Source organism: Paenibacillus sp. Negev47, from assembly GCF_058313655.1.
Map to the genome: position 1 here is coordinate 6,773,648 of NZ_CM177754.1, position 13,618 is coordinate 6,787,265.

Here is a 13,618-nt window from a genome sequence, read left to right on the forward strand (position 1 = left end):
TAACTTGCTTTATAGACATAAAAAGCGGCTCATTGCCGTCATAAGCTTCAATTATTTGCGTTTTGGAATATGGATAACGATCTCATAATGATCCTCATGGTCTGCTTCTTTTGTTTTGATATCCAGACCAGAGCCAGTTACCATATCAATGGATTGGCGAATCGTATTAAGTGCGAGTCTTACATCCTTGGTAAAGGAAACGCGTTTTGACTTTTTGATCTTGGAAGATTCCTTGTAGAACGCAACACGCGCCTCAGTCTGTTTCACATTCAATTCTTTTTCGATAATCTCACCGAGCAACTTCATCTGCAGTTCTTCCGTATCGAGAGAAAGTAATGCTCTTGCATGCCGTTCAGAAATTTTGCGTTCCATCAAAGCGGCCTTAATGCCTTCCGGGAGCTGTAACAACCGAATTTTGTTGGCGATGGTTGACTGGCTTTTGCCAAGTCGTTGTGCAAGACTCTCCTGTGTCAGTTGATGCAAGTCGATCAGCTTCTGATAAGCAACGGCTTCTTCAATTGAAGTCAATCCTTCACGCTGCAAGTTCTCAATCAGTGCAATAGATGCGGCCTGAGAATCGTTGAATTCACGTACAATAGCCGGAATCGTATCCAAACCCAATTTTCGAACTGCACGCCAGCGACGTTCCCCGGCAATAATCTCATATGATCCATTTCGCACGCGAACGACAATAGGCTGAATTACACCATGTGTTTTGATCGTCTGCAACAACTCATCAATTTTATCATCATCAAAAATAGTACGGGGTTGATATGGGCTGCTCACAATTTCATTAACCGGAATCTGTTTGATCTCATCTCCGTTATTGCGCTCCGCCAAACCAAACAACTTCGAAAATTGTTCTTTCATTCCGCAGATTACCACCTAGTTTCGTAATAGCTCCCACAGTCTTTGCAGGTGCTTCTTATTCAATAAGCGACCCTTCACATGCATCGTTCTTGGAATAAGTTTTGCCTTTCATAACGCTTCCTGTCATGCAACATTGAACGCATATCCATCTATCTATACATAAACTCTATGATCACTGTAACCCAGGATCGGATACTTCTATTCTATCATCTTTTCTATCATAATCCTATGCTTACCTATTCTTTAAACTCTGCTAATTTTCCTGCTTTTTCTTTGTGAATATTGGGAATATGACGACTTGTACACATTCAATTTCTTAAAATGTTCATGAGCTACTATGCGTTAAATTTATCATTACTCAAGATTTAAGGGATATGTAGTATGGAGTATCTGTAATGTTGATCCATTTCTTCATTTTAGGAAACAAAAAAAAAGAAGATGTTTCACGTGAAACATCTTCTTTATCCGTGTCTGAAATTTCATTTAGTTTTTACTGACTTCAAAACCATTACGCCTATACCAGTGGAGTCTTCATTGGAGTTCCTGGTTTGCGCGGATACTTATAAGGTGTCTTATCGAATTTCTGGATCAGGATGATATGACGCTCTGATTCTTCAACCGGTAGCTGGAAAGGATGAACGGCTTTTACCCGTCCTTTCAACTGATTGAAGCTGAACTCCGCTTCCTTCATTTCATCACGCGGGTCTCCGCCCTTCATCGCAGCGAACATTCCACCTTTGCGAACAAACGGAAGACAAAATTCATTAAGCACAGCCAGCTTGGCTACTGCACGCGCCGTAACGAGATCGTAACTGTCACGATACCCTTCTTTGCGTCCAATCTCTTCAGCACGGCCGTGTACCAACTCCACATCAGTCAGACCAAGGATATCTACTACATGTTGCAGAAACCCAATACGTTTATTCAGCGAATCAATGATCGTTAACTTGATGTGCGGGAAACAGATTTTCAGGGGTAACCCAGGAAAACCTGCTCCCGAACCAATGTCAGCAAGCTTATTCACTTTGGTCATGTCTGTATAAAAAGCCAGCGATACCGAATCATAGAAATGCTTTGTATACACTTGCTCACGATCCGTAATCCCAGTCAGATTCATCTTTTCATTCCAGGATACCAGTTCCTTATAATACAGTTCGAACTGCTCCAACTGGAGTTCTCCCAGTTCCAATCCATGTTTTTTCAAGCGCAGCTGAAGCTGCCGTTGGATATCGTCCATTATTGTCCCCTTGCTGCGGTTACACGGTTATAATGCTCCAGGTAGACCAGCAGAATGGAGATGTCGGCAGGAGTAACTCCAGCAATACGAGAAGCCTGACCAATTGAGATTGGACGAATCGTAGCGAGCTTCTGCTTCGCTTCCATAGCAAGACCATGAATCTCATCATATACGATTGTGTCCGGAATTTTCTTTTTCTCCATCTTTTGCAAACGTTCCACGTGGATCAATTGTTTCTCAATATAACCCGCATATTTAATTTGGATTTCAACTTGTTCCTTCATATCTGCTGTCAGTTCTACCTCAGATGGTGAGAGCTGCTCAATCAGGTCATACCCGAGCTCTGGACGACGCAGCAAGGTAAGCAACGTACTTCCATCCTGAATAGGTGTAGATCCGTACTCTTCCAGCTTCGCGTTCACTTCAACCGGACGAGCTTTGGCCACTTTCAGACGCGCAACTTCCTGCTCGACTTTCGCCTTTTTATCCAGGAATTTGGCATACCGTTCTTCAGGGATCAGTCCAATATCATGTCCGATTTCCGTCAAACGCATATCTGCATTATCATGACGAAGCAACAGACGATACTCGGCACGTGAAGTCAACAGACGATAAGGTTCATTCGTACCCTTTGTTACCAGATCATCAATCAGCACGCCAATATAACCTTGCGAACGATCAAGCACAATTGGCTCTTTGTCTTGTACTTTACGTGCAGCATTAATGCCAGCCATAACGCCTTGTCCAGCCGCTTCTTCATAACCCGAAGTACCATTAATCTGTCCCGCTGTAAACAGACCTGGCAGACGTTTAGTTTCAAGTGATGGCCACAATTGTGTAGGCACCATCGCATCGTATTCAATCGCATAACCGTTACGCATCATTTCCACTTTTTCCATACCCGGAATGGAGCGCAGAACCGCAAGCTGAACGTCTTCTGGAAGACTCGTGGACAGCCCCTGCACATAATACTCGGATGTGTTTTTGCCTTCCGGCTCCAGGAAAATCTGGTGTTTCGGTTTGTCGCTAAACCGGACAATTTTATCCTCAATGGATGGACAATAACGAGGCCCAGTCCCTTCGATTACACCTGAAAACATCGGTGCACGATGCAGATTATCAGTAATAATCTGATGTGTTTCCACAGATGTATACGTCAACCAGCAAGGCAGTTGCTCATTATCGGAAGATTCTGTTTCATAGGAAAAGAACTTCGGCTCATCATCGCCAGGCTGAATTTCAGTTTTGCTAAAATCAATCGTATCCTTGTGTACACGTGGTGGTGTACCTGTTTTGAAACGGACCAGATCGAAGCCCAGTTCACGCAGGTGCTCTGACAATTTAAGAGATGGTTGTTGATTGTTCGGTCCACTCTCATACATCAACTCACCCATAATCACTTTACCGCGCAAGTATGTGCCCGTGGTCAGAACGACCGCTTTGGCCCGATACTCAGTTCCGGTCTGAGTCACGACTCCAACGCATTTTCCGTCTTCAACGATCAGTCGATCAACCATACCCTGACGCATCGTCAGATTACGTTCATTCTCCATCGTTTCCTTCATTTTATGCTGGTAGGAGAATTTATCTGCTTGAGCACGAAGCGCGTGAACAGCAGGCCCTTTACCCGTGTTGAGCATCCGCATCTGAATAAAGGTTTTATCGATATTCCGTCCCATTTCTCCACCAAGTGCATCAATCTCACGAACGACATGTCCTTTGGCCGGTCCCCCAATCGATGGGTTACAAGGCATAAAGGCCACCATATCCAGATTGATCGTAATCATCAGTGTTTTGGACCCCATACGGGCTGCAGCCAGCGCGGATTCCACACCAGCATGTCCTGCACCAACGACGATCACATCATAACTGCCGCCATCAAAAGCCATTCCTGTTTACCTCCTTATTCCGCTGCATTTGGTGTAAGCCACACAGTCGGATCATTTACTACAATAATGAAAACGAACTACTTCTAACCGTTCATCGGAACTTGCATTCCTATCTATATGAAACCAACACGTAATGGCAACAACATCATTCCATCCTTTGACAACGGGCAGAAATTGTACCTCTCCATCATACACTACGATTCAAGTCAATCCGCAGTATATTATTTTTACTTTCCTAGACAGAATTGGGAGAAAATCTGATCAATTAATGCATCATGTGCCGTATCGCCAACAATTTCACCCAAATGCTCCCACGCCAAACGAACATCAATCTGGATCATATCGATCGGAATGAACTGCTCTGCCGCTTCATATGCATCCACTAGGGACTGCTTCGCTTTTTTGAGCAAAGCAATATGACGCACATTACTGACATAGGTCAGGTCGGCGGACTCCAGTTTACCACTGAAGAATAACGTAGAGATGGCGTCTTCCAGTCGATCCACACCCAGATCATCTTTCACCGACATCGGTACAAGCCGTTCTTCCGGAATGTAACGAAGCAGTACGTCACGTTCTACCTGTGGCGTTAAGTCCATTTTATTCATAATGATTATCGATTGTCTACCGCGGATTTGTTCCAATAATTCAATCTCGTCGGGATGAAGTGGCTCCGCAGCATTCACAACCATCAAGATCAGATCGGCTTCACTTACCGCAGAACGAGAGCGTTCTACCCCGATCTTCTCTACAACGTCCATCGTTTCCCGGATACCTGCCGTATCCAGCAACTTAAGAGGGATATTATTAATCGTAATGAATTCCTCGATCACATCGCGAGTTGTTCCTGGAATGTCCGTGACGATGGCTCGATTGTCTTGCGCAAGTGTATTCATCAATGAAGATTTACCTACGTTAGGTCGTCCAACAATAGCCGTAGTGATACCTTCTCGCAGTATCTTGCCTTGCTCTGCTGTAGTCAGCAATTTATCAATTTCAGTCATAACCTGACTGGACTTTTCCTTAATAAAATCAGACGTTAATGACTCTACATCATGCTCGGGGTAATCAATATTTACTTCAATGTGAGCCAGGGTTTCCACCAATGTATATCGTAGATCACGCAGTTTGGAGGACAGCTTGCCTTCAACTTGTTTCAATGCAACCGAGAAAGCACGGTCCGATTTGGAACGAATAAGATCCATAACGCCTTCAGCCTGGGACAGGTCAATCCGCCCATTGAGGAAAGCACGCTTCGTGAACTCACCGGGTTCAGCCAGACGAATATCGAGCTGCAACAGCAGGTCCATGACTCTTTTGACTGATACCACACCGCCATGCGCACTGATCTCTACAACATCCTCTGTTGTGAATGAACGTGGTGCGCGCATTACCGTAACCAGTACTTCCTCAATCTTCTCCCCGTTAACGGGATCTATGATATGACCATAATGAACTGTATGAGATGCCGCCTGAGTTAAAGGGGTTTTGCTGCGGAAAATCTTTTCTGTCTCCGACACTGCATCCGGGCCGCTGACCCGAATCACGGCAATACCCGCCTCTCCGACAGCCGTTGATATCGCTGTGATCGTATCACTGATCATGGTTATCTCTCCTTGCTCTATTTTAAAATTGCCGCCCCAGGAGGGCGCCATATCCATTTTCAAATCAATTAATGATATAACATATGACACGCTGCTTATCGTATTAAGTTCAGTGTTTACCTATGCTACGCACCTTATCAAATTGCTTCTGTACGAAAAAAGCAATGGCTTCTGCACCGGGCAGGAAGCCATTGCGTCTTCAATTTCGTGTTATTTCGTCGTAATAACCACACGCCGATTGGGCTCTTCGCCCTTACTTAACGTCTTAATCTGCGGATGATTTTGCAGTTTAGCATGAATGACTTTTCGTTCGAGCGGAGGCATCGGCTCCAGTACAACTTCCTTACCGGTACGGATTGCTTGTCCGGCCAACCGTTCAGCCAGTTCCTCTAACGTCTTCCGCCGACGTTGACGGAAATTCTCGGCGTCGAGCACAATTCGAACGAAGCTTTCCGAGTATCGGTTCGCTACAATGTTCGTTAGATACTGAAGCGCATCCAGCGTCTGTCCACGTCTGCCAATAATCATGCCCAGGTCCTCACCCGCAATATTGAAGATATGTCCGTCCCGCTGTTTTTTGATATGCACTTCAACATCCAGTCCCATACCTGCTGCCACCTCTTTCAAGAAAGCAGCCGCTTCTTCATAGGGATTTTTAGCTGCGACACCCTCAAGTAATGCATCTACTTCAGGTACGTGTGCGGCTGGCTTGATCGGCTGTGGAACAACTTCGGGTACAGGCAATAATTTCACTTCAACTTTGGCCGCCTTCACCCCGATCAAACCCAGGAATCCTTTTGACGGCTGCTCTAACACTTGTATCTCGACCTTGTCCCGACTCACGCCAAGCTCGGTCAATCCTTGGTTTACAGCATCTTCAACGGTTTTTCCTGACGTAATGACTTTGGTCATTTCGATTTTTTGGCCCCTTTCGACCCTTTTCCAGATACGGTCGCTTTGCCACCGTTTTTGCGTTTAGCTCCATTTTTGGAAGAGCTATTCTGCTTCACGTTGACCTCAGCCACGATTTTATCATTATTCCGGTAAAGGAAATAGTTTTGCACGATCGTGTAGATGTTACTGTAGAACCAGTACAGCGGAAGTGCCGACGGGAACTGATAAGACATCACGAAGATCAAAATTGGGTATACCCACAGCATAAACTGCATCGGACCAACTTGCTGTGCAGGGTTCATACGCATCATCATCCATGTTTGAATGAATGTTGTGATGGCAGCCAGCACTGGCAAAATAAACAGGTGATCCGGTTCCCCGAGCTGGAGCCACAAGAAATCATGTGTTCTCAGACTGGAGTTTCCGTAAATTGAGTTATAAAGTGCGATGTAAATCGGCATCTGAATCAGAAGTGGCAGACAACCCGCCATCGGATTAACTTTGTTCTCCTGAAACAACTTCATTGTTTCTTGCTGAACTTTCTCAGGTGTATCTTTAAACTTGGCTTGAATCTCCTTCAGCTGCGGCTGAATTGCCTGCATGGCTTTGGAGCTACGGACCTGCTTCATTGTTAATGGTAAAATCAATGTCCGTACAATAAGCACCATCACGAGGACGGCCAGTCCATATTCACCTTTGAACCAGTTGGCGAATGTATCCAGCGCCAGTGAGAACCAGTATACAACATTGCTTTGCCAGAAAGAACCACTATTCTTCAGATCTTCCGTAGTAACCCCGGCTCCTTGTGGAGTACATCCGGCGAGTACAGTGACCATTGCAATGACTGCAATGAGGAGAATCCACTTCCCCTTTGATGTCTTCAATCGCGACACTTCATAACCCCTCTCTTAACCATTCCATTCCACCGTAAATCATACCATAATTAGGAGGACAAATAAACCGAAGCTTACCGCTTGCCCGACTTCAAAAGAGAGCCTTTGCGCATCGCATGTAGCAGGCTTTTTTCCATCTCTTTATAGGGCATGTCCAGTGCACCTTTTCTGACGATGAAAATCAGATCCATCTGCGTGACAATCTCATGCTCATGATGACGAACAATTTCCTTAATCATGCGTCTCATCCGGTTGCGTACGACAGCGTTTCCGATTTTCTTGCTGCATGATACACCCACCCGGAATTGTTCCGTATCTTTACGGCGGCAGCCATACACCACGAATTGATGATTGGCAAACGATTTTCCATACCGGTATACGCGGCTAAAGTCCGCCCGGTTTCGTAGACGCAGTCTTTTATACACGGCGCTTCTCCTTGCTGTTCTCCATCATTGATATTGACGGAGGCCTCATTACTGATTTAGTATAGGCTTTCTTGAATAACAGTAAACTGTCTTGACGACAACTTCATTTGGGATGATTGTTGATCGGTCATTTAAACCGAGTACACAATCATCCTGGATGATTGCAGATCCAGCTATTTCAACTAAACCAACATTCATCCTTATATAAGGTAAGTTTTCGAAAATGGAAAACTCACTCAACATACATAGATGTGTATTCAGGACTTTTCCGCAGACCATTCAGACCTGATCTGTACCAGCATCCAGTCTGAAATAACCCAAATTAAGAAAAAAAAGACCACCTCGGTGGTCTTCAATGCATTAAGCACTCAGGTTTTTACGGCCTTTAAGGCGACGTGCGGCCAGAATTTTACGGCCGTTGCTCGTGCTCATTCTTTTCCGGAAACCATGAACTTTTTTACGTTTGCTAACGTTCGGTTTGAATGTAGGTCTCAATGTATTGCACCTCCTCACAAGGAAATACTTATGTGATGAATCACTTTCATCTTCACAGAAAACACCTTTATATATTTAACCATGACCACCTGGAAAAGTCAACTGCAAAGCTCAAGGCTTCTCCCTCTTTTATATACGCTCTCCATCCCACCTGAAATGATGACCACAGTCCGAACACTTTATTATCATTACCAAGCCTCGAAGAGAGCTCCAAAAGTTATCCCCAGACCCTGATCAGATCACGGTATTACAGCTTTTATAGTTATCCACACCCTCCAATACCTGCTATCTCCTTCATTACACCCTGTTTAAAGTTATTCACATGTGGATAATGATTATAGGCTTCCAATATAGTTAAATTCCAATCAGATTGTATCCGCTTCAATTAAGGTTTACAAGCTTTTGAGAAAGGTGTAGGATAAAAATCACATCTTGTATACAAGTAGTCCTTTGAAAAAAACATTAGCAGTTATAATGCATACTACAGACGATGGATTGAGCTGAAATGTCCAGTCCACAAAATAGTTATGCTATGATCAGTAATGAACTGATTACTTATTAATAGGAGCGTTAGCCATATGCTATTTCCTTCTTCCTGGCTTCAAGGGGCTTCCCGTGGTGAAGCCATTGCCTGCGAATTAAGGCTGCGGATCATCAGCGGTACCCTTCGACCTGGAGAGATTTTGTCAGAAAATCGAATTGCGGCTGATTTTGACAGCAGTCGTTCACCTGTCCGTGAAGCGCTACGTACATTGTCCAATGAAGGTCTTATTCGGCTTGAACGTATGGGTGTCGTTGTCCTCGGACTACGAATCAAGGATGTCGAAGAATTGTATGATGTCCGTTTCCTGATTGAAAGTTTTGTGCAGCAGCGACTCGCAGGTGATGTTCCTGAGTCGTTAATCACCCAGTTGCGTAACGTGATCGACAAAATGCAACTCGCTGGCCAACATCAGGACGCCGTCGAATTTGCCTATCAGGATCTCGTTTTCCATGAAACCATCATTGAAGCTGCCCAGCACTCACGGATCTCACACCTATGGAAGAGTATTCGATATGTTGTGATGACCGTTATGCTACTCACGACGCGCAGAGTATTTGTTCAAGGCGTGCAGAAAGTAAGCGCTGTAATTGAGAAACACCGTTTGCTAGTAGAAGCACTCGAATCCGGTGACAAAATGCTCATTCAGGCTGGTGTTCGAACATATTTCCAAGATTCAGGCAAAACCCTGCACGAAAGCTTTGACTCCTGATTGGTGCAAGGCGTTTGCAATCATATCCGTCGTGAATGATTGCGGCTTAACTTGTCGACAAGTATACAAAATGCGATTATGTTTCAAATTTGGGCATGATAAAGCTACATTTTCACTTTTACCTTTTCTGTATTACCTGCACGAATGTAATTGTTGTCGCTGATTTCACTTGAAAGCGTTCTATATCAGAAATAAAGGAGCACACTAAATCATGAGCACTCTTTTTGGACTATCCCATAATGCAACATTATTGGTCTGGACATTAATTGCGATCGTTTTTCTGATCGTCTTGATCTCCAAATATAAATGGAACCCCTTTATCACCCTTTTGTTGTCCGCATTAATGCTCGGTTTGCTTACAGGCATGAAACCTGCCGATGTGATCTCTTCCATTACCGGGGGACTAGGCGGCACACTTGGAACCATCGCAATTGTTATTGCCCTCGGTACGATGCTCGGTAAAATGATGGCCGAATCTGGTGGTGCCGAGCGCATTGCAACTACATTGGTCGATCGGTTCGGTGTAAAACGTGTGCACTGGGCCATGATGATTGTTGGATTTATCGTCGGTATTCCTGTTTTCTTCGAAGTCGGCGTTATTCTGATGATCCCCATCATTTTCACCGTTGCACGTAAAACCAACATGTCATTGCTGCAGATAGGTATTCCCATTTTGGCGGGTCTGTCGACTGTACACGGTTTGGTTCCACCGCACCCGGCGCCAATGATTGCAATTGAAGCCTTCAACGCGAATCTGGGTAAAACCATTTTGTACTCTCTTATTGTTGGTATTCCTACAGCGATTATTGCAGGTCCTTTGTTTGGTAAATTTATTGGCAAAAGAATACACACCGAACCGCCAGCTGAACTGGCTGAACAATTCGCAACAAAAACAAACAGCAACATGCCTGGATTTGGTATTACCCTGTTTACCATATTGCTGCCGGTTATTCTGATGCTAATCGGTTCCATAGCGAGCATCATTGACCCAAATGCCACGAGCGGCTTCACCGTTTTCAGTGAATTTATTGGCCATGAGATCATTGCCCTGCTGATCTCTGTCGTATTTGCCCTCTTTTCACTTGGCTTCGCACGTGGATTCACCAAACATGATATTTCTCGCTTCACCAGTGAATGTCTGGCGCCTACGGCGACCATCATTCTCATTATTGGCGGAGGTGGTGCCTTCAAACAGGTATTGATCAATAGTGGTGTAGGTAACGCCATTGCTGAAGTCGCTACCCATGCCAACATTAACGTGATTCTGTTTGCCTGGCTTGTCGCGGCGCTCATTCGTGTAGCTACCGGTTCAGCAACCGTAGCCATGACAACAGCTGCCGGCATCGTCGCTCCAGTCCTTGCACTCACACCAGGGGCCAATATTGAGCTGGTTGTACTCGCCACAGGCGCAGGGTCACTCATCTTGTCTCATGTGAACGATGCAGGATTCTGGATGATCAAAGAATTCTTTAATATGAGCGTCGCCCAAACATTGAAAACGTGGACCGTTATGGAAACACTATTATCCGTGGTGGGACTGATCTTTATTTTGCTGCTAAGTACAGTCGTATAAATGGAGTCTCTATAGTAGATAAAATTTAAAATCTCATCGCTTTCTGGAGAAAGAAGGATTAAATACATGAACAACTACATGATCGGAATCGATATCGGTACCACCAGTACCAAGTCCGTGTTGTTTACAGAGCAAGGCTCCGTCGTAAGTACCTCAACACAGGAATATCCTTTGTATACACCTGCACCCGATGTTGCCGAGCAGGACCCCGAAGAGATTGTACAGGCGGCCCTACGCTCTGTGCGAGGGGTCATGGATCAGAGCGGTATTGCTGCCAAGCAGATCCTCTTTGTATCCTGCAGCTCGGCTATGCATAGCGTCATTGCCATGGACCAGGACGGCAAACCCTTAACCCGTTGCATCACCTGGGCGGATAATCGAAGTGCAGCATGGTCTGCTCAGCTCCAAGAGAATGGATTGGGACATCGCATCTATCTGCGCACAGGTACTCCCATCCATCCGATGTCACCTTTGACCAAACTGATGTGGCTGCGCCATGATGAACCTGAACTTTTCGAGCGCACAGCCAAATTTATTTCTATTAAAGAATATCTGTTCTTCCGTCTATTCGGACAATATGTGGTCGATCATTCCATCGCTTCCTGCACAGGCTTGCTCAATCTGGAACAGCTGGACTGGGATGCGGAGGCCCTAGAGGTTGCAGGCATTACACCAGAACATCTATCGAAGCTCGTACCTACAACACATATATTAGAAGGAATGAATACCGAATCGGCTGAAAAAATGGCTCTCTCCCCCTCCACGCCCTTCGTTATTGGCGCAAGTGATGGGGTTTTATCCAATCTTGGCGTAAACGCCATTGAGCCAGGTGTTGTTGCAGCAACCATCGGAACCAGCGGTGCCATTCGCACTGTCGTTGACCGTCCGGTTACCGACCCCAAAGGTCGAACATTCTGTTACGCGCTCACAGAGAATCTTTGGGTCATTGGGGGACCTGTGAATAACGGTGGCATGTTATTCCGTTGGGTGCGGGATGAATTCGCTGCGTCTGAAGTGGAGACAGCAAAACGACTCGGCATCAATTCCTATGATGTGCTGACCAAGATTGCCGAACGTGTCCGGCCTGGCTCGGAAGGACTTCTATTTCATCCGTACCTTTCGGGCGAACGTGCCCCTTTATGGAATCCGGATGCCCGCGGTTCCTTTTTCGGCTTAACACTCCATCATCAGAAAGAGCATATGATTCGTGCTGTCCTGGAAGGGGTTATTTTCAATCTATACACGGTACTGCTCGCCATGGAAGAACAGATTGGGCAACCTACCTCCATTCAAGCCACAGGTGGGTTTGCACGTTCTCCTCTCTGGCGCCAGATGATGTCCGATATCTTCAATCAGGAAGTCGTTGTGCCCGAGAGCTTCGAAAGTTCCTGTCTGGGTGCCGTCGTGCTTGGTCTGTACGCTACTGGAAGAATTGACTCGCTTCATGCCGTTTCTTCCATGGTGGGCACAACCCATCGACATACCCCTGTCAAAGAGAATGCTGCACTCTACCAGGAACTGCTGCCCATCTTTATTCGGATCTCTCGCAAACTGGAAGAGGAATATGCTGATATCGCTGAATTCCAGCGCAAGATGTCCATGGATCGTCCCTAACATCATCAATCCATACGTAGTCTCTGCACCAACAAAAGAGGTTGTCCTCCAAAACCAGAAATCGGTTTTAGGGGACAACCTCTTTTGTTCTATACACATAATCTATCCATTGGATTCATATCATACATTCATATGCTTCTACCTCAATATTGAGCATCAGCTCACCTTTTGATTCCTGATAATTCACATTCCAGATGTCTTAAAATGAAATCCTCTTGTCCATTATTCCTCTACTTCGACGAATCGCAGATCGCCATCTTTTCAGAAGCCACATCCATTCTCTTGTTTAACAGAACACATAAGTTGATTACGTGCTCCGCCTCCCACCCTGATTCTGAATTCGTGAATTTCCCCTTAGTCTTTTGGCAAGAAAAACAAGAGGGGAAGAGGTAACTCTATTTCCGATCTCGATCATGCTCCATTTTCAATTCACGGTTATCCACAGACAGGTTATTCACAAACGAAGAATACTTTTACACACAATATGGCATCATTTGACGGATAACCTGTGTATAAAACATTTTTGGTTTTTAGGTCTTTCTGTCGAAAGTTAAACAGTTTATAAACAATATATTGTGTTGTGACTAAAAATTATACACAAGTTATTGAATTTGTGGATAAAATCACGCGATACGTTGAAATGCGGGGTTTCTTTTGCTATGATTGTATTACTTTTGGATGTGAATATGTGATCTGACCCATAATATTATCAACAGCCTGTGGATAAAGTTGTGAACAATTTTCCGTTGTTCATACTTTTTTTGTTTTCGACCTGCGGGGGTTTGGGGATAAATTCAACAATATATCTCGTATTTCGACACTGCATCATGGCTTAAGCCACACTTGGAACATGTAAAAGGAGTGACAGTCT

Annotated in this window: 11 protein-coding genes; 3 read left to right on the forward strand and 8 right to left on the reverse strand. The window is 45.0% G+C overall.

Annotated elements, in window-relative coordinates:
- Positions 1-51: 51 nt before the first annotated feature.
- From noc to rpmH, 8 genes are all read right to left on the reverse strand, one after another.
- Positions 52-870, reverse strand: a complete 819-nt coding sequence (gene noc, locus AC4G47_RS30385; RefSeq protein ID WP_062836524.1) for a nucleoid occlusion protein — start codon at positions 868-870, stop codon at positions 52-54.
- A gap of 514 nt (positions 871-1,384) precedes the next feature.
- Entirely contained in the window at positions 1,385-2,107 is a 723-nt protein-coding gene (gene rsmG / locus AC4G47_RS30390; protein WP_458124779.1) for a 16S rRNA (guanine(527)-N(7))-methyltransferase RsmG, read from the reverse strand.
- Positions 2,107-3,996, reverse strand: coding sequence for a tRNA uridine-5-carboxymethylaminomethyl(34) synthesis enzyme MnmG (gene mnmG / locus AC4G47_RS30395; protein ID WP_458124780.1), 1,890 nt, complete (start codon positions 3,994-3,996; stop codon positions 2,107-2,109). The genes rsmG and mnmG overlap by 1 nt, the downstream gene beginning before the upstream one ends.
- Positions 3,997-4,223: 227 nt before the next feature.
- A complete protein-coding gene (gene mnmE / locus AC4G47_RS30400) occupies positions 4,224-5,600 on the reverse strand; it encodes a tRNA uridine-5-carboxymethylaminomethyl(34) synthesis GTPase MnmE (protein ID WP_124118699.1) in 1,377 nt (458 codons plus the stop codon).
- Between the two features lie 210 nt (positions 5,601-5,810).
- Positions 5,811-6,512, reverse strand: coding sequence for an RNA-binding cell elongation regulator Jag/EloR (jag, locus tag AC4G47_RS30405; RefSeq protein WP_458124782.1), 702 nt, complete (start codon positions 6,510-6,512; stop codon positions 5,811-5,813).
- On the reverse strand, positions 6,509-7,387 hold the full coding sequence (locus AC4G47_RS30410; protein ID WP_491104255.1) for a YidC/Oxa1 family membrane protein insertase: 879 nt from the start codon (positions 7,385-7,387) through the stop codon (positions 6,509-6,511). Before AC4G47_RS30410 ends, jag begins: the two co-directional genes overlap by 4 nt.
- Before the next feature lie 74 nt (positions 7,388-7,461).
- Positions 7,462-7,812 carry a ribonuclease P protein component gene (gene rnpA / locus AC4G47_RS30415; RefSeq protein WP_017691415.1) on the reverse strand — a complete coding sequence of 117 codons (351 nt, stop codon included), beginning with the start codon at positions 7,810-7,812 and terminating at the stop codon, positions 7,462-7,464.
- A 360-nt stretch (positions 7,813-8,172) separates the two neighbouring features.
- A complete protein-coding gene (gene rpmH / locus AC4G47_RS30420; RefSeq protein WP_017691413.1) occupies positions 8,173-8,307 on the reverse strand; it encodes a 50S ribosomal protein L34 in 135 nt (44 codons plus the stop codon).
- Between the two features lie 578 nt (positions 8,308-8,885).
- On the opposite strand from rpmH, the gene AC4G47_RS30425 reads away from it, so the two are divergent.
- The 3 genes from AC4G47_RS30425 (at position 8,886) to gntK (ending at position 12,747) form a co-directional block, all read left to right on the forward strand.
- Positions 8,886-9,560: a GntR family transcriptional regulator gene (locus tag AC4G47_RS30425; protein WP_458124784.1), complete on the forward strand. Its 675-nt coding sequence runs from the start codon at positions 8,886-8,888 to the stop codon at positions 9,558-9,560.
- 211 nt (positions 9,561-9,771) lie between these two features.
- Positions 9,772-11,133, forward strand: a complete 1,362-nt coding sequence (locus tag AC4G47_RS30430; RefSeq protein WP_458124785.1) for a GntT/GntP/DsdX family permease — start codon at positions 9,772-9,774, stop codon at positions 11,131-11,133.
- A gap of 66 nt (positions 11,134-11,199) precedes the next feature.
- Positions 11,200-12,747, forward strand: coding sequence for a gluconokinase (gene gntK, locus AC4G47_RS30435; RefSeq protein ID WP_491104256.1), 1,548 nt, complete (start codon positions 11,200-11,202; stop codon positions 12,745-12,747).
- Positions 12,748-13,618: the final 871 nt, after the last annotated feature.

Coding starts and splice junctions, on each gene's coding strand:
- noc (WP_062836524.1), bottom strand. CDS start 870: ATGAAAGAACAATTTTCGAAGTTGTTTGGTTTGGCGGAGCGCAATAAC.
- rsmG (WP_458124779.1), bottom strand. CDS start 2,107: ATGGACGATATCCAACGGCAGCTTCAGCTGCGCTTGAAAAAACATGGA.
- mnmG (WP_458124780.1), bottom strand. CDS start 3,996: ATGGCTTTTGATGGCGGCAGTTATGATGTGATCGTCGTTGGTGCAGGA.
- mnmE (WP_124118699.1), bottom strand. CDS start 5,600: ATGATCAGTGATACGATCACAGCGATATCAACGGCTGTCGGAGAGGCG.
- jag (WP_458124782.1), bottom strand. CDS start 6,512: ATGACCAAAGTCATTACGTCAGGAAAAACCGTTGAAGATGCTGTAAAC.
- AC4G47_RS30425 (WP_458124784.1), top strand. CDS start 8,886: ATGCTATTTCCTTCTTCCTGGCTTCAAGGGGCTTCCCGTGGTGAAGCC.
- AC4G47_RS30430 (WP_458124785.1), top strand. CDS start 9,772: ATGAGCACTCTTTTTGGACTATCCCATAATGCAACATTATTGGTCTGG.
- gntK (WP_491104256.1), top strand. CDS start 11,200: ATGAACAACTACATGATCGGAATCGATATCGGTACCACCAGTACCAAG.